The sequence below is a fragment of the Citricoccus sp. genome (assembly GCF_035445025.1).
Taxonomy (GTDB): Bacteria; Actinomycetota; Actinomycetes; order Actinomycetales; family Micrococcaceae; genus Citricoccus.
Genome location: NZ_DAOMPX010000045.1, coordinates 2,783 through 19,607 on the forward strand (window position 1 = coordinate 2,783; position 16,825 = coordinate 19,607).

At 70.5% G+C, this 16,825-nt stretch carries 16 protein-coding genes; 6 read left to right on the forward strand and 10 right to left on the reverse strand.

The window, feature by feature from the left end; all coding sequences use genetic code 11:
• Positions 1-19 precede the first annotated feature (19 nt).
• Both PLJ28_RS12305 and PLJ28_RS12310 read left to right on the forward strand, forming a co-directional pair.
• Entirely contained in the window at positions 20-1,048 is a 1,029-nt protein-coding gene (locus tag PLJ28_RS12305; protein ID WP_324590182.1) for a PDR/VanB family oxidoreductase, read from the forward strand.
• A 22-nt stretch (positions 1,049-1,070) separates the two neighbouring features.
• Positions 1,071-2,279: a cytochrome P450 gene (locus PLJ28_RS12310; RefSeq protein ID WP_298041936.1), complete on the forward strand. Its 1,209-nt coding sequence runs from the start codon at positions 1,071-1,073 to the stop codon at positions 2,277-2,279.
• A 79-nt stretch (positions 2,280-2,358) separates the two neighbouring features.
• Here PLJ28_RS12310 and PLJ28_RS12315 read toward each other — a convergent pair whose 3' ends face one another.
• From PLJ28_RS12315 to PLJ28_RS12340, 6 genes are all read right to left on the reverse strand, one after another.
• Positions 2,359-3,315: a zinc-binding dehydrogenase gene (locus PLJ28_RS12315; RefSeq protein ID WP_298041938.1), complete on the reverse strand. Its 957-nt coding sequence runs from the start codon at positions 3,313-3,315 to the stop codon at positions 2,359-2,361.
• 168 nt (positions 3,316-3,483) lie between these two features.
• Positions 3,484-4,050 (reverse strand): hypothetical protein, encoded by a 567-nt coding sequence (locus tag PLJ28_RS12320; RefSeq protein ID WP_324590183.1) that lies wholly within the window; start codon positions 4,048-4,050, stop codon positions 3,484-3,486.
• 3 nt (positions 4,051-4,053) lie between these two features.
• Complete coding sequence (locus PLJ28_RS12325; RefSeq protein ID WP_298041940.1) at positions 4,054-4,623, reverse strand: hypothetical protein; 570 nt, start codon at positions 4,621-4,623, stop codon at positions 4,054-4,056.
• A gap of 214 nt (positions 4,624-4,837) precedes the next feature.
• Positions 4,838-5,041 carry a cold-shock protein gene (locus PLJ28_RS12330; protein ID WP_010145090.1) on the reverse strand — a complete coding sequence of 68 codons (204 nt, stop codon included), beginning with the start codon at positions 5,039-5,041 and terminating at the stop codon, positions 4,838-4,840.
• Between the two features lie 249 nt (positions 5,042-5,290).
• A complete protein-coding gene (locus PLJ28_RS12335; protein WP_298041942.1) occupies positions 5,291-5,539 on the reverse strand; it encodes a GlsB/YeaQ/YmgE family stress response membrane protein in 249 nt (82 codons plus the stop codon).
• 173 nt (positions 5,540-5,712) lie between these two features.
• Positions 5,713-6,996 (reverse strand): MFS transporter, encoded by a 1,284-nt coding sequence (locus PLJ28_RS12340; RefSeq protein WP_298041943.1) that lies wholly within the window; start codon positions 6,994-6,996, stop codon positions 5,713-5,715.
• A gap of 249 nt (positions 6,997-7,245) precedes the next feature.
• On the opposite strand from PLJ28_RS12340, the gene PLJ28_RS12345 reads away from it, so the two are divergent.
• Positions 7,246-7,770, forward strand: a complete 525-nt coding sequence (locus PLJ28_RS12345; protein WP_298041944.1) for a hypothetical protein — start codon at positions 7,246-7,248, stop codon at positions 7,768-7,770.
• A 358-nt stretch (positions 7,771-8,128) separates the two neighbouring features.
• Complete coding sequence (locus tag PLJ28_RS12350) at positions 8,129-10,681, forward strand: penicillin acylase family protein (RefSeq protein WP_298041946.1); 2,553 nt, start codon at positions 8,129-8,131, stop codon at positions 10,679-10,681.
• Between the two features lie 44 nt (positions 10,682-10,725).
• Here PLJ28_RS12350 and PLJ28_RS12355 read toward each other — a convergent pair whose 3' ends face one another.
• Genes PLJ28_RS12355 through PLJ28_RS12370 form a run of 4 tightly spaced genes read right to left on the reverse strand, consistent with a single transcriptional unit; the run spans position 10,726 to position 14,346 of the window.
• On the reverse strand, positions 10,726-11,373 hold the full coding sequence (locus PLJ28_RS12355) for a TetR/AcrR family transcriptional regulator C-terminal domain-containing protein (RefSeq protein ID WP_298041947.1): 648 nt from the start codon (positions 11,371-11,373) through the stop codon (positions 10,726-10,728).
• A 59-nt stretch (positions 11,374-11,432) separates the two neighbouring features.
• A complete protein-coding gene (locus tag PLJ28_RS12360; protein ID WP_298041948.1) occupies positions 11,433-12,560 on the reverse strand; it encodes an alcohol dehydrogenase catalytic domain-containing protein in 1,128 nt (375 codons plus the stop codon).
• The gene (locus PLJ28_RS12365) at positions 12,557-14,086 is read right to left on the reverse strand and encodes a purine-cytosine permease family protein (RefSeq protein WP_298041949.1); all 1,530 of its coding nucleotides are present in this window, start codon (positions 14,084-14,086) and stop codon (positions 12,557-12,559) included. Before PLJ28_RS12365 ends, PLJ28_RS12360 begins: the two co-directional genes overlap by 4 nt.
• Positions 14,083-14,346, reverse strand: coding sequence for a hypothetical protein (locus tag PLJ28_RS12370; protein WP_183528744.1), 264 nt, complete (start codon positions 14,344-14,346; stop codon positions 14,083-14,085). Before PLJ28_RS12370 ends, PLJ28_RS12365 begins: the two co-directional genes overlap by 4 nt.
• A 126-nt stretch (positions 14,347-14,472) precedes the next feature.
• On the opposite strand from PLJ28_RS12370, the gene PLJ28_RS12375 reads away from it, so the two are divergent.
• Positions 14,473-15,294: a nitrilase-related carbon-nitrogen hydrolase gene (locus tag PLJ28_RS12375; RefSeq protein WP_183528746.1), complete on the forward strand. Its 822-nt coding sequence runs from the start codon at positions 14,473-14,475 to the stop codon at positions 15,292-15,294.
• Positions 15,295-15,416: 122 nt separating this feature from the next.
• Positions 15,417-16,825 (forward strand): dihydroxy-acid dehydratase domain-containing protein (locus PLJ28_RS12380; protein ID WP_324590184.1); only part of this gene is annotated, 1,409 nt, incomplete at its 3' end.

A 16,825-nucleotide genomic window follows, 5' to 3' on the forward strand; every position in this document is an offset into this window, starting at 1 on the left:
GCCGTCTGAAGGAGGCATCATGCAGAGCATCCCTGACACCGGTTCCAGCACCGCCGCCACGGCCGTCGCCCCCGAGCCGGAGCACGCCGGCCGCTTCGGGCACGACCTCGAGGAGGTCGTGGTCGAGCGGCTCGAGACCCTCGCCGAGGGGGTCCGCCGCCTCACGCTGCGCACCCTCGACGGCTCGGAGTTCGCCCGCTGGGAGCCCGGTTCCCACATCGACCTGGTGCTGCCGGACCACGTGCGCCAGTACTCCCTGTGCTCGCCGCTGGCCGACCGCAGCCGCATCCAGGTCTCGGTGCTGCACACCCGGGACTCCCGCGGCGGCTCCGAGTACGTCCACCGGTCCCTGGCCGAGGGTGACGTGATCCGGATCAACGGCCCGCGCAACAACTTCCCCTTCGTGGACTCCCGGAAGTACCTGTTCATCGCCGGGGGCATCGGCATCACGCCCATCCTGCCGATGATCGAGGCCGCCGAGGCCGCCGGGCGCGAATGGCGCCTGGCCTACGGCGGGCGCTCCCGCGCGTCGATGGCGTTCGCGGACGAACTCATCGAGCGGTACGGCGAGCGGATCCTGCTCTTCCCCGAGGACGAGGTCGGACGGATCGACCTCGAGGGCCTGCTGGCCCTGCCGCGCGCCAAGATGCTCGTGTACGCGTGCGGCCCGGAGCCGCTGCTGCGCGTCATCGAGGACTACTGCATGGGCTGGCCCCCCGGGGTCCTGCACACGGAGCGGTTCGTGGCCGCGAGCCTGGACGCCGGCGCGAGCGCCGAGCCCTTCGAGGTCGAGCTGACCCAGACGGGCAAGACCGTCACCGTGGCCCCGGACCAGACCATCCTGGAGGCCGTGGAGGAACACGGCGTCCGGGTCCTGTCCTCCTGCCGCGGCGGGATCTGCGGCACCTGCGAGACCCACGTGGTCAGCGGGGAGGTCGAACACCGCGACGCCATCCTCAGCGAGGACGAGAAGCGGTTCGGCGACTGCATGATGGTCTGCGTCTCCCGCGCGGCCGCCGGTTGCCCCAAGCTCGTCCTCGACCTCTGACCCGACGCCACCAGGAGAATCCATGACCGTCACGATGTCCCCCACCAGCGTCGTCTCCCTGCCGGACGACCCCTTCACGATCGAGAACATCTCGAACCCCTACCCGCTGCACGAGAAGCTGCGCGAGGCCGGACCGGTGGTCTGGCTGGAGAAGCACGGCTGCTACGCCGTCACCCGCTACGAGTGGGTCTACGAGATCCTCACCGACTTCGAGTCCTACTGCTCCAGCGGCGGCCTGGGCCCCAAGGACATCCGTAAGGAGGCCGAGTGGCGCCCGCCGTCGATCCTGGAGTCCGACCCGCCCACGCACACCGTCATGCGCCGCGGCCTGGCCGGGGTCATCTCCCCCTCGACCATGCGCCGGCTGCGCGAGCAGTTCGCGCCGTTCGCCGAGGAGCTCGCCGAGGAGGTGGCCCGGCGCGGTGACGTGGACGGCATCGTGGACATCGCCGAGCGCTACCCGCTGAAGGTGTTCCCGGACGCCGTGGGCCTGCGCCCGGACGGGCGCGAGAACCTGCTGCCGTACGGCTCCATGGTCTTCAACGCCTTCGGGGCGGACAATGACATCCGCGCCGCGGCCTTCCAGGAGGGCGAGCGCGTGGCCGCCTGGGTCATGGACAGCTGCGAGCGGGAGAACCTGACGGAGACCGGGCTCGGGGCGGACATCTGGACGGTCGCCGACGAGGGGCGGATCGAGCCCCAGCAGGCCACCCTCCTGGTCCGGGCCCTGCTCTCCGCCGGCGTGGACACGACCATCTTCGGCATCGGCAACACCCTCTACAACCTGGCCAAGTATCCCGAGCAGTGGGAGAAGCTCAAGGCCAAGCCCCAGCTGGCCAAGTTCGCCGTGGACGAGGCGCTGCGCGTGGAGTCGCCCTTCCAGATGTTCCACCGCACCAGCACCGTGGACACCGAGATCGGCGGGGTGCACATCCCGGCGGACTCCAAGATCCTGCTGTTCATGGGGGCCGCGAACCGGGACCCGCGCAAGTGGGGCGAGGACGCCGACGTGTTCGACCTGGACCGCAACGCCTCCGGCCACGTGGCCTTCGGCATGGGCCTGCACCAGTGTGTGGGGCAACCGATCGCGCGCACCGAGATCGAGCTCATGCTGCAGGCGCTGGCCACGCGCGTGGACCGGATCGAGCTGACCGGTGAGGTCACCCCGTGGATCCACAACGTGCTGCGCGGCTTCGCCCGGATGCCGTTGCGGTTGGTGCCGAACAGCTGACACCCGGCGTCGCCCGACGAGAAGGCCGCACTCCCCCACGGGAGTGCGGCCTTCTCCGTGCTACCTCACTCGCACATCCTCACTCGTACATCGCGATGAACCGGCCGATCACGCCGCCGGTGCGCAGCTTGTCGATCGCCTCGGGGATCTCGGCGTGGGAGATGTGGTTGATCGGCGGGGTGAGCCGGCCGGAGCGCATCAGCTCGTAGATGCCCGCCAGGTCCTCCTTGGTGCCGGACTTCGAGCCCTTGATGCTCAGCTGGTTGACGATCAGCGGGTAGGTGTTGATCGTCGACTCCAGCCGGCCCATGCCGACCTGCACGAGCGTGCCGAACTCGGCCAGCGTCTCGAGCGCGGCCGCGGTGGTGGTGCCGAAGCCCGCATAGTCCACGATCAGCTCCAGGCCCTTGTCCTTGAAGGCGTCGATCGAGTCGGCCACCCCGGCCAGCCCGATCTCGTCGGCCAGCTTCTGGGTCTCGGGGTTGATCTCGGCCCCGTAGACCTCCGCGCCCGTCAGTGCGGCCACCCGGGCGCCGATGTAGCCCAGCCCGCCCAGGCCGATCACGCCGACCTTCATGCCCTTCCTCGCCCCGCCCACCGTCATGATCGCGTGGTAGGAGGTCAGGCCGGCGTCGGTGGCCATGGCCCCGAGGTCGAAGGGGACCTCGTCCGGCAGGGCGACGAGGTTGTCGTCCGTCGCGCGGAGCTTGGGGGCGAAGCCGCCGTCCCACTTGCCGTAGCCGAGCGCGTCGCCGTCGGACATCACCGGGGCCAGGCCCACGCGGTCCCCGATCTTCCAGTGCTCCATGCCCTGGCCGACCTGGCTGATCACGCCGGCCGACTCGTGGCCCATGGTGCGCGGCAGGCCGTGCTGGAACAGCGCCATCCAGCCGGGATCGTCGATGGTGGTGACGTCCGAGTGGCACACGCCGGAGGCCTTGACGTCCACGACCACCTCACCGGGGCCGGCGGTCGGCTCCGGGACCTCGTTGAGCTCCAACGGCTGGTCCGTTCCCACGATTTGCCAGGCCTTCATGCCATCAACCTCTCTCCACACTGAACTGCGGGGCGATGTCCGTCCCGGCGTCGCCCTCGTCGGAGGCGCACACGGCCAGCGTAGACCCGGGTGAGGTGGCGGTTCCGGGGGCTCCGCTACCGGCGCAACCCCGCCCCGATGCCCGCTCCGATCATCCCGGGGCGAGGGTCAGGGCGCGGGGACGACCTCGGCCAGGCTGCCGGCACCCTCCCCGGCGGGGGCCTCCAGGTGCAGTTGCACGCGCTCGCCGCCCTCGGCGGTGAACGCCGTGTTGACCACGTCCCGCCCGCACCGCAGCCGACTGGCGGAGACCTCGAGGTCGTCCACCGTCAGCCGGTAGCGCATCCAGCCGTGGCCGGCGCAGGCGGCGTGGACCACGTAGGTCACCCCGGCCTCGGCCGGGGTCAGCGTGGCGGCGTCGACGCGGTGTTCGGAGCCCTGGGCGACGGCGATGGCGTCCTGGCGCCGCTCACTGACGGTGAACTCCTCCCCCGCCGCGCTCGCGGATCCGTCATCCTCCGGGGCGGGTGTGGCCTGCCCGCTCGCGACGGAAGTGGCGGGGGTGGCGGCGTCGCCGGGATGGGTGGGTGTCGCGGCCTGCGGTGAGCCCACGGAGCAGGCGACCAGCAGGGTACCGGCCGCGGCGAGGCCCAGGATCGTGGACAGCGCGCGCACCCGGCCACGCCGCAGACCGGGAGTCAGTCCGCCTGCACCGGCACCCGGGCGCGCGTCCATGGCCTAGCTCCCCGTCTCCCAGTAGTACCAGCCCTCGGAGTCACTGGGGTACTGGATCCTGCCGCTGGCCAGCGTGGTGCGGGTGCAGTCCCGGTTGATCCGGAACTTCCGGTAGGAGACCTCTTGGCCCCAGGAGACGTACCGGGCATTACCGTACTTGTCCCGGGAGATGTGGCGCTCATAGGTGTTCGTGGAGGCGGTGGAGTTCGCGCTGGCCAGGGACGTGCTCAGGGACGCCGTGGCACGGGCCAGCACGGCGCCGACCTCGGCCTCCGCGCCGGCCACCACCTGCGCGGAGACGCTGCCCGAGTACGACCGGGCGACGACCATCTTCCCGCCGGGACCGTTCTTGAACGTCGGCACCCCACTGAAGGGCATGCGCACGCCCTTGCTGGCCAGCGAGTAATTCGTCTGGGTGACGCAGCAGACTCCCGTCGCAGCGCTGTCCGGGTGGGAGGTTCCGCTCCCGGCCATACAGGCGTCGGTCTCCGATGAGGCGGTGGCGGGGGCCAGGAGCGTGGCGCTCAGGGACAGGGCGGCCAGCACTCCCATGGCCCCCCGGTGAATGGACATTGTCTACTCCGGTGGAACGCTATAGGTGCCCCCATGATGAAATCATTGCTTCACACCGTCAATGCAGATTGTGTACCGATCCGGTAACGAGGCGTGGGCGATCATCCGGGAGGTGGCGGCGGCGCACGGGCGAGCCTCGCGGCCCGGCTCCCGGGCACAGCAAAGCGGCCGCCCTCCCGAGGGGGAGAGCGGCCGCTTCGTGCGTCTGACTAGATCAGAGCGGGCGGACCGAGGAGGCCTGCATGCCCTTGGCGCCCTGGGTCGCCTCGAACTCGACCTTCTGGTCCTCCTGCAGCTCCTTGAAGCCGGAGCCCTCGATGGCGGAGAAGTGAACGAAGATGTCAGCGGAGTTGTCGTCCGGGGAGATGAAGCCGAAGCCCTTCTCAGCGTTGAACCACTTGACGGTACCGGTGGCCATGGTGGCCTCTTTTCTATTCGGGGTGTATACCCACTGAAGGTTCCAGCGGGGGCGAAGCGGCATGTTGCGAACCGCTTCTCGACGCCCCGTTCAGCCCCGAAGGGCTTCCCGGTCCGCAAATGTGACGGACTTACTGCTACTACTACTTCTGGTACCACCGTACGGCACAAATCGTCAGGGACCTAATGCGCTCCCCGACGCCTGCTGAACGCCCGCGCCCACCGGCGGACCGGCGAGCGCGGGCAGCGGTCAGCGGGTGCGCGTGCGGTTGCGCCCCACCAGGGTCTCCGCGACGCCGATCAACAGCACTGCGGCGATCACGGCCACCACGAAGCCCAGGACGTTGAGCTCGAAGATGTCCCCCGTGCCCAACAGGTTGGCAACCACACCGCCGATCACCGAACCCGCCAGCCCCAACAGCAGGGTGGCCACCAGGCCGAGGTTCTGCTTGCCTGGCTTGATCAGGCGGGCAAGGGCGCCGATGACAAGTCCTGCCACGATAAATCCGATCACACTGGGTCCTCTCTCGATGATGAACTGGTCTGTTCCGGCCCCGATGAACCGGGTCTCGCCTCATCAGGGCCGACTATCGAACCTAGCGGACATCTTCATCGACGCCGCACCCGAACCGGTGTGACCTTCGTTCCGGGGCCGCGGCCGGGACACCTCCCCTAGGGGGTGGGGGCCGCGAGTTCGTCGTCGATGTACCCCGGGCGGCTGGCACGGAATCCGGCGATGGCCATGGCCACGGTCCCGGCGACCAGGGCCAGCAGGATGGCCGACCACTGGCCGGTGATGTCGTAGACGATGCCGACCAGCAGCGGGCCGGCGGCGGCCACGAAGTACCCGAACGGCTGGACGAACCCGGACAGCCGGGCCGTGACCAGCGCGGTCCGGCTGCGGGCGGCGATCAGTGCCAGGGCGGTGGGGAAGCAGAACCCGCCCAGGCCCAGCAACAGCGCCCACAGCAGGGGCATCAGGTCCGCGGCGACGTACAGCCCGAGGTACCCGGTGGCCGAGAGGACCGAGAACAGGACGGGGAACAGGGTCAGGTTGTGCACCCGGCTGATGAGGAACGGCATGACCAGGCCGCCCACGATGTTCAGCGCGCCGATCAGCGCCAGGGCGACGGCTCCCACAGAGGCCGGGGCCCCGCTGTCGAGGTAGATCTGCGGCAGCCAGCCCATCTGCACGTAGGCGTTCATCGACTGCAGGCCGAAGAACGCCATGAGGAACACCGCCGTCGGGGCCTTCCACAATGAGCCGCCCGGTTCGGCCCCGCTCATGCTGACCGACGGGAAGTCGAAGCCGGTGCGCGCCGAGACGATCACCCACACGACCACCTGCACGGCCGCGAACGAGGCCCAGACGAACAGGGCCCACCGCCAGGCGTCCTCGCCGTGGAAGAACAGGGCGCTCAGCGGGCCGACGGCGCCTGAGACCCCCAGCACCCCGGTGTACACCGTCATCAGCGCCACCGTGCGGTGCCGCCCGTGGTTCTTGATCCAGGCCGGCAGGAGCACGTTGGCCAGGGCGATGCCCGCCACCACGAACGCGGTGAGGACGATGAACACCCAGATCTGCCCCACCCAGGGGCGCACCGCCAGGCCGATCAGCGTGAGGACCATGCCGGCCGTCAGCGCGGTGCTCAATCCCAGCCGTCGCGCCAGCGGAACGGCGGCCAGGCCCATCAGTGCGAAGAACAGCCCCGGGATGGCCGTCACCACTCCGGCCAGCCAGCCGGCCGCGTCGAAGGCGTCCAGGACATCGCCGAGGACGGGCCCCAGGGAGGCGATACCGGCGCGCAGGTTGATGGCCGCCACGAACACGGCGATCACGGCCAGCAGGACCGGGACGGTTCCCAGGGTTCGCCGCGACTGAGTGTCACCGGCCGGAGCCACACCGTCCGCTGCGCGAGCAGCACCCTGCCGGTCACGGGGAGCGAGGAATCGCACAGCGCCTTCTTTCATCGATCAGCAGGTCACGGGCCGCCCGGACGCATGCGGGCGGAGTCTACTCCCCATGATGCCCACGGCCGGGGACGAGATCCCGCCCCTCACGGGGAGCCGCCCCCTGGGCGCAGCACGCGAAGAGGGCTCGAGCCTGACGAAGGACGCCCGGCAGAGACCGATCTCACCACCTCTCGTCATCGCCCCTCGTCACGATTGTGACGGCGGTCACATGATGGGCTAAGCTGGTGCATCATGAACGGGAACGATGTCACGCGTGCGCTCCATGAGCTGTTCGAGACTCAGGTGATCAATCACGGGGACTACAGCGTGGTCTACGCGGAGTCCTGCACCCCCGGCACGGCCCTGGTGATCGGTTATCGCCACACGCCCCTGGAACTCGTGCTCGTCCCGGTCGAGTTGACGCGCCCGCCGCAGGCCGGTGGCGACGCGCCCCGCGTGACGGCCCGTGCGGCCGGCCCGGTCTCCAGCATCGACCTGTCGAACGTGGCCACCCTGGCGGACACCGGCACCGGGTACCGCGTGGAGACCGTCACCGGCTTCCGCGCCGGCTTCGAGGTCGAGGACACCGCGCACATTTCCCTCAGCGCTTCCACCGGCGTGGTCGAAGACGACGCGTTGATGCTGCTGCAGGACCAGGAGGCCGAGGACTTCCACGAGTTCATGACCCACTTCATGGACATCCTGGACGGGTTCTACCAGGTGCCCGAGGCCCCCGAGTTCCTCGAGGACGCCTCCGCGCACTCCCTCGCCGCCTGACGGCCCCGGGAGCCCTCAGCCATTCCCGCCGCACCCCGCCGCCCCCAGGGCGCGGGGACCCCCCTCGACGGCGTCATCCCGCTCGACGAGTCCCACCAGCCACTCAGTGGACAGCCGCGACCGCGGCACATTCCCAGGAGGACCCGCCGTCCGCCAGGCGCGCCCGCCCGCCCCATGGCGTCATGTGATTGACCACCTCGGTGACCACTGATACTTTCCTGTGACGTGGATCACTGACCGAACGGTCAGTCAGCCACGCGATCGCAGGGGGCCCGCATCCGGGCCGAGGGGGCCCGGCATCCACCAGCTGCCGGGAGCGCGATCACCCGCTATAGGCACTCGAGTGAGGTACTCACGCATGAACAACGTCAAGCGCACCGCTGGTGTGGCGCTCACCCTGACCCTGTCCCTGGCCGCGCTCGCGCCGGCCGCGGCCACCACCGGGACCGGCACCGGCACCGCCGCTGGCCTTGTGGCCTCGGCCGCCACCGCGGGCGAGGTCCAGAAACCGTCCGAGGACGTCACCATCAAGCGGGACCAGTACGGTGTCCCCCACGTCTACGCGGACACCACCTTCGACGTGTTCTACGGCTACGGATACGTGGTGGCCCAGGACCGGTTGTTCCAGATGGAGATGGCCCGCCGGGCCGTTCTCGGCACCTCGGCCGAGGTGCTGGGACCGGACTACGTGGAGATCGACCGCCGCACCCGCGCCACCTTCGATCCGGCCGCCATCCGCGCCCAGCTCGAGGACCTGCCGAAGGAGCACCTGGACGTGCTGGCCGGTTACGCCGAGGGCATGAACCGGCACCTGCGCCAGATCGAGGCGGACCCCGGCACCCTGCTGCCCAAGCAGTTCTCGGACCACGGTTTCACCCCGCAGGAGTGGACCGCGTACGACGTCGCGATGATCTGGATCGGCACCATGGCCAACCGGTTCTCCGACTCGACCGGTGAGGTCGCCAACCTGCAGACCCTGCAGTCCCTGGTCGACGAGCACGGCGAGGAGAAGGGCCGGGAGCTGTTCGACCAGATCCTGTGGACCGAGGACCCCACCGCACCCACCACCCAGCCGCGCAAGGACACCCGGGCGCCGAAGCACCTGCCCGGCGGGCAGGAACGCGAGGAGGCTGCGCGGGCGAGCGCGACGGCGTCGGGCCTGTCCCCCATCGACACGGACCTGAGCGACGACGGCGTGGAACGCATGCGCGCCAACGGCGGAGGTTCGGCCCCCGGTGACCGGCCGGAGGCCTCGAACCTGTGGATCACCGGGGAGAAGAAGACCCGGGGCGGCGGCTCCACGCTGGTCAACGGCCCGCAGTTCGGCTGGTTCAACCCCTCCTACGTGTACGGCATCGGCCTGCACGGCGCGGGATACGACGTCACCGGCAACACCCCCTTCGCCTACCCGGCGGTCATCTTCGGCACCAACAGGAAGACCTCGTGGGGTGCCACGGCCGGGCCACTGGACGTCAACGACGTCTACCAGGAACAGCTGAACCCCGAGGACCCCACGCAGTACCGGTACCAGGGTCAGTGGCGGCAGATGGAACAGCGGCAGGAGACCATCGAGGTCAAGGACGGCGAGCCGGTGACCCACACCGTCTACTCGACCGTGCACGGCACCGTGACGAGCATCGACACGGAGAACAACACGGCGTACGCGAAGAAGCGGTCCTGGACCGGTACCGAGGTGCAGTCGCTCATGGCGTGGGTGGACGTCACCAAGGCCCGAGACTGGGACGATTTCCTGGACGAGGCCCAGAAGATGGGCATCAGCATCAACTGGTACTACGCGGACCGCCGGGGCAACATCGGCTACGTCTCCCCCGGCAGGATGCCGAAGCGCCCCGAAGGTCAGGATGCCCGGGTGCCCGCCACCGGTGACGGCTCGATGGAGTGGGAGGGCATCCGGGACTTCTCGGAGAACCCGCAGACCTACAACCCCAAGCAGGGGTACATCGCCAACTGGAACAACCAGGCCGGCCCGGGTGCCGTGGGTGACAGTGGCAACTGGTCTCCCGTGGACCGGGTCCAGGAGATCATCGCCGAGCTCGAGTCCCAGCGGAGATTCACGCCCGAGGAGTCCTGGGACATCATCGAGACCACCAGCTTCGCGGACCTGAACATCCGCTACCTGCGCCCCTCCCTGGAGAAGGCCGCGAAGACGTACCACCCGCGCAGCCAGGAGCGCGAGCTGATCGACCTGGTCCTGGACTGGGACGGCCAGGCCAGGGACGACGACGGCGACGGCCTCTACGACGATCCGCAGCCGGCGATCATGCGCGCCTGGCTGCCGCGGCTCTTCGAGGAGGTCCTGGCCGACGACCTGCCCGAGGATGTCTATCGGCAGTACGCCCAGAACATCTATCCCGAGGCGGGCGTCGCCCGGCCGGCCAACGGCACCAAGCTGGTCTACAACGCCCTGCTGGGGCGTAAGGCCGGCGTGGAGCAGCACGTGGACCTGCTGGACGGCGAGGACGGCCCGAGCGTGCTGGCCGCCACCTACCTGGAGGCGATCGACCAGCTCGAGGCCGAGCACGGGAGCGATCCGGCGGACTGGGAGGCGCCCATGGCCCAGCACACGTTCAGTCACAAGAACTTCATCGGCGTGGACCAGGCCGGTGAGGACGAACGGTTCACGGCACTGAATTACATGAACCGCGGCACGGAGAACAACATGGTGCACCTGGACGGGCGCGACGCCGAGATGTGCACCGTGGCCCCTCCGGGCCAGAGCGGGTTCATCGCCCCGGACGGCACCCGGGACGAGCACTACAGCGACCAGCTGGAGATGTACGGGGACTTCGAGTGCAAGGACGAGCACCTGACCCGCCGGTCGGTGGACCGGGCCGCGGAGTCCACGACCGTGCTGACCGACGACGGGGAGGTCATCGAGTCCGCACGCTGAGCGGGGTCAGGTCCCGCCCGGAGCCCGCGCCCCCGAGCCGGGCGCTATCGGGCGGGACCGCCGGCCGGCTGCGCCGCGCACCGAGGGCTGCGCCGTCCGATCCAGGCCAGCGCCGCATCCACGGCCATGGCGAACCCGTCCAGCTTGCGTGTCTCGGTGTCACGGCTCGCCACGGGGCCCGTCAGCCGGGTGAACTCCGGTGCGACGTTCTGCCAGAGCGGAACCGGTGACGAGGCGTCCAGGGCGGACCCCAGCACGATGACGTCGAGCATGGTGGCCGCCGCCATCCACTCGTCCTCCGGCAGCCCCGCCTCCTCGAGCAGGGCGAACAGGACCTCGTAGATGGCCTGCGTCGGCCGGTCGTCCACCGGCTGGCCCACCACGACCGGGAGCAGCCAGGGCGCCCCGGCCGTGGCCTGCCGATAGGCGTGGGCCCAGCCGCGCAGGCGCTGCTCCCACGGCATCCCATGGTCTGACAGGGACTCGAGGTCGATCCCCGCGTACAGCTCGGCGCGCATCAGGTCCACGATCTCGTCCCGGCCGCCGGGGATGTGGTGGTAGAGGGAGGAGGGGTGCACCTTGAGCTCCGCGGCCAGGGCCGGGATCGTGAACTCCCGCCCGCGGCGCAGCATGTCCAGGGCGGTCCGGACGATGCGCTCGCGGGACAGGATCTTCTGCAGGGGGCGCGCCATGACAGGAGTATGGCACTCAGCCGCGCGGGCCCGGGCCGGCGCGGTGGGGCCGCCGGCGGTCACTCATGGAGCACCACCGTCCGGCCGCGAGCGCCGGCACGCATGTCCTCGAACGCCTCGTTCACCTCGTCGAGGGGCCGGCGCCGGGTGATCAGCTGGTCGATCGGCAACCGTCCCGACCGGTACAACCGGGCCAGCAGGGGGAAGTCCCGGGCGGGGACGGTGCTCCCGTAATTGGAGCCCAGCAGGCGTTGGCCGTTCTCGGCGAAGGCCAGCAGGTCCAGGGCCACCGGTCGGTCCTGGGGCGGCAGCCCGACGACCACCGCGGTTCCGCCGCGGGTGAGGAAGGGAGGCATCTGCTGGATGGTCTCCACCCGGCCGATGGCCTCGAACGCGTAGTCCGCTCCGCCGTCGGTGAGCTCCTTGATCTCCCGGGCGACGTCCTCGGTGGTCCTGCCGGAGGAGTTGATGGCGTGGGTGGCCCCGAACCCCTGGGCCAGCTCGAGGGACGCGTCGTTGACGTCGACGGCGATGATCGGCTCGGCGCCGGCCAGTCTCAGTCCCATGACGATGCACAGGCCCACCCCTCCACTGCCGATGACCACGGCCGAGCGGCCCGGCTTGACCTCGGCGTCGTTCACGACGGCGCCCACGCCGGTGGCGACCGAGCAGCCGATGAGTGCGGCGACGTCGAAGGGGACGTCCGCGGGGATCCGCACCGCGGCCTGCACCGGCACGACCGCGTACTCGGCCATGGAGCCGACGGCGAGGTAGGGGTAGACGGCCTGGCCGTCCATGGACAGCGGGGTCGTGCCGTCGGGCAGGAGGCATTCCTCCGAGCGCGACCCCGTGCAGACCCAGGACCGTCCCTCACGGCACGCGGAGCAGGACAGGCAGGGGTAGAACCAGGTGAGGACCACGTGATCACCCGCCTGCAGCTCCGTCACGCCGGGGCCCACGGACTCCACGACGCCGGCACCCTCGTGGCCCATGATGGTGGGCGAGGGAAGCGTCCAGTCGCCGTCCAGCACGTGCCGGTCCGAACCGCAGACCCCGGAGGCCCGCAGCCGCACGCGGACCTGTCCCGGCCCGGGGACGGCGACCTCCACCTGGTGCAGCGTCATCTCCTGCCCGGACCCTGCGTGCACCGCCGCGCGAGCCGTCAGCGTGTCGATCGTGGTGGTCATGCGCGGCCTTCCTTCGCCTGCGTGGGTGCGGTGGATGTGGTGCCAGTCGTGACCGGCACCGGCACGGGCTCGGGGCTGAGCCGGCGGCCGCGGTGGATGAGGGCTGTGGCCAGCAGGTAGACGACGGCCGCCACCAGCGCCGCCGGGAAGGAGGCGGTGATCACCGAGAAGACTGGCTGCGTGTCCAGGGTGATCGGGTTGTAGAGCCACAGGTAGAACGCGGCCCCGGCCACCAGCCCGAGCATGCCGGCCCCGTTCACCCCACCGGGGTAGGCGTACAGCTGACCGTGCTGGGCCAGGTGCAGCTCGCGCAGGTCCATGCGCTGGCGGCGCAGGAAGAAGTAGTCCGCCACGGCCACGCCGCACACGGCCGTCAGGAAGGCTCCGGAGACGGACACGAAGACCATGAACTGCTCGTACATGAACTGGGGGAAGAAGGACAGGATCGCCGGGAGGACGAAGAACGACGCCGTCAGCACGGTCCAGGGGATGCGCGCCAGGAGCCGGCCGGAGGACTGGCGGATGGCGAGGATCGTGGAGTAGATGATCGAGGACATCGAGGTGATATTCGCGAAGGCGATGAAGACGAGCACCGCGACGCCGAGAACGGGCCCGCCGAAGGGAACCATCCACAGGGTCGGGTCCGAGTCGCCCAGCGTCAGAGCGGCGCCCATGCCCACCATCTGGGCGATGAGGGTCGCCACCAGTAGTCCGCCGTACGCCGGCCACACGGCGGCCTTGCGGGAGACGGTCATCCGGGCCAGTGATCCCATGACGGGGTACCAGGAGACCCCCACGCCCACGTTGAACTCGACGGCCACCATGAAGTTCAGGGTCGCGTCGTCGAAGGGCGCCAGCGGGGCCGCGTCCAGCAACGCGCCCCACGAGGTGTTGACCACCAGGAACCCGAACATGACCACGGTGATCACGGCCAGGCCGGGGGCGATCCACTTGTTGAACTTCCCGATCGTCACGGGACCGCGGGACAGCACGAACCAGGCCAGGAGGATGGCCAGGAGCGCACCGACCACCACGGCCGGACCGTACTGGTCGAGCTCGACCCCGCTGACGGTGGAGGCCACCTGCGAGGCGGCCCGGCCGGCCATGATGGCCAGCAGCGCGGACCAGCCCATCTCCGTGACGAGGATGACGGTGAAGACGAGGATGCCCACCCCCACCACGCCAAAGGCGCCCCGGAGCAGCGTGTACTGCTCACTGCCGTAGCGCTGCGAGGCGACCACGGAGGCCAGCACCATGAAGCACAGGCCGATGGCGTTGCCGATGATCATGGCGGCCACCCCCTGCTGGAAGCCGACCAGCAGTGCGGTGGATCCGCCCACGAGGAAGGCCCAGGTGGCGATGGCCAGCGCGGTGTTCACCCACGTGAAGTCCCAGCCGGACCAGGTCCGCTCGTGCTTCAGCAGGGGGAAGGTGCCGTAGGAGGACTCCCGGTCCAGTTCCTGCTCCGCCGATTCCCTATGGTGACGGGTCGCGCGCGCCTCGCCCGCCTCACCCGTCTCGCTCACGCGATCACCACCAGCAGGCCGAGGAGGCAGATGGCCACGGTCGTCAGGACGTACCCCGTCAGCTCCCGTGCGGACAGGGGCCGGCGCGAGTCCTCGCCGGTGGCCTCCTCGTGGGCCACGGCGGCCATCCTGCGTTCGAGTTCGTCCGCCACGTGGGCGGGCATCCCGACGTCGGTCAGCTCCGCCGTGGCGGTGAGGCGTGGGGGCGCCCAGGCGAGGGCGTCCTCCCGGTGGGGGAATTCGTGGCGGCGGGAGTTCATGGCAGCTCCTGGGGGCCGGGGCTTGGATTATCCAATGGCATTTGGTTATGAAAGTGTTAGCGCTCACACTGGAGGTGTCAAGAGCCAGCGCGGGCCGGGGTCCGCGTCCGTCCAGGGAGGTCCGAGATGTCGCAACGTCAGATGAGGGTGGGCATCGTCCAGGCCGCGGCCGGTCCCGGCGAGGTGGACCGGAACCTCGCGGTCCTGGAGCGCTGGGTCGGTGAGGCCGCCGCGCAGGGCGCGGACGTGGTGGTCACTCCCGAGCTGTTCGCCACCGGATACGACCCCGCCACGGCGTGGACCCACGATGCCGAGCAGATCCGGGGCCGCCTGGTCCGGGTCGCCAGCCGGGCGGGCGTCGGGCTCGTCGCCTCCACGGTGGACACCGCCGGGGGCCGGTCCCACATCTCCGCCTCCTTCTTCGATCCCGACGACGGTGAGATCGGCCGGGTGCGCAAGCGCCACCTCTACGGGGCGACCGAGCGGCAGTACTTCGCCCCGGGTGATGACTACGGCCTGCCGGTGGACTGGCGCGGGCTCCGCTGGGGGCTGGGGATCTGCTACGACGTCGAGTTCCCCGAGTTCGCCCGGGCGCAGGCGCGGCACGGCGTCCAGGTCCTGCTGGTGCCCACCGCGGTCCCGGTCCTCGACGACCCCGGTCCGCTTCCGTTAGACGGTGAGGCCCCGGCTCCGGAGGACCGGTACTCGGCGACGCTCACGTCCACCCTCCAGGTCCCCTCGCGGGCGCTGGAGAACGGTCTCTACATCGCCTACGCGAACCACGCCGGTGAGGGGTTCACCGGCTACTCGTGCATCGCCACGCCGGCCGGCCGCCATGCCGTGCTGATGGACGCCTCGACCGAGGGGGTGGCCGTCGCCCCGGTGCGGGCCGCCATGGTCGAGCACGCCCGCGGGCTCAACACCTATCTCGAGGACCTCGGCCGCTGATGGGGGTGCCGGACCGCTGACACGGAAGACCCGCCCCGCACCGCGGCCCGGCGTGGTTCACTGTCCCCATCGGGATCGAGCCCCCCAGATCGACCCCCAGATCGACCCCCAGGAGGACCTGCATGTCACAGGAGGGAATCCACCGCGCCGGCGGTGCGCTGTTCCGCGGCCCGGGCCAGGACGGCCTGCTGCACCGGGCGTTCCTGCGCGGTGAGGGGTTCAGCGCCGAGGACGTGCGCCGCTCCCCCGTGATCGGCATCGCCACCACTGCCAGCGAACTCAACCCCTGCAACGCGGGACTGTCGTCGCTGGCCGAGGAGGTCAAGGCCGGGGTCCGGGCGGCCGGCGGGCTGCCCCTGGAGTTCCCCACCATCTCGATCTCCGAGCCGTTCTCCCGGCCCTCGAGCATGTACCTGCGCAACCTGCTGTCCATGGACGTCGAGGAGATGGTGCGCGCCTCCCCCATCGACGGCGTCGTCCTGCTCGGCGGGTGCGACAAGACCATTCCCGCCCAGATCATGGGCGCCCTCAGCGCCGGTCTGCCCGCCCTGGTCGTCGCGGCGGGCCCGCGCCCCGTGTCCTGCTTCCAGGACAATCCCGAGTTCACCGTGGACGACGTCTGGCCCCTGTGCGAACAGCGCCGGGTGGGCGCGCTCGACGACGGCGCCTGGGAGAGACTCGAGGGCTCGGTCAACGTGGGTGTGGGGACCTGCAACGTGATGGGCACGGCGACCACGATGGCGGCGGTCGCCGAGGTGCTCGGCTTCGCCCTGCCGGGGTCGACCCTGCCGGCGGCGGTGAGCCAGGCCCGCCGCGCGGTGGCGCGGGACACCGGGGAGGCGATCGTGGCCGCCGTCGGGCGCGGGGAGGTGCCCGGTGAGCTGGTGACGCTGCAGTCCCTGGAGAACGCGTTCCGGGCGATCACGGCGATGGGCGGGTCCACCAATGCGGTGATCCACCTGGAGGCGATCGCCGGGCGGGCCGGGCTGCGGATCGGGCAGGAGCGGCTGGACGAGTGGTCGCGCACCACCCCGGTGCTGGCCGACGTGAGGCCCGGCGGGCGCTACCTGCTGGAGCACTTGGACCAAGCCGGTGGCGTGGTGGAGGTGCTGCGCCGGCTGGGCGAGCGGATCCACCTCGAGGCGCGTGGCGCGGGCGGGCGCCCGTGGGGTGAGGTCCTCGCGGGCACTCCCCCGGCGGACGACCATCCGGCGCTGCGGAGCGTGCAGGGCCCGGTGGCGCCGCGGGGCGCGCTGCGGCTGATGCGCGGATCCTTGGCCCCGGAGGGGTGCGTGATGAAGCTGGCCGCCGGGGCACCGGCGCGGCACCGGGCCCGGGCGGTGGTGTTCGACGGGCTGGAGGACCTGCACGCCCGGATCGACGACCCGGACCTGGACATCGACGCCGACTCGGTCCTGGTGCTGCGCGGGCTCGGGATGGTCGGGGCGCCGGGGATGCCGGAGGTCGGGCACCTGCCCATCCCGGCCAGGCTGCACCGCCAGGGCGTGCGGGACATGGTGCGGATCTCGGA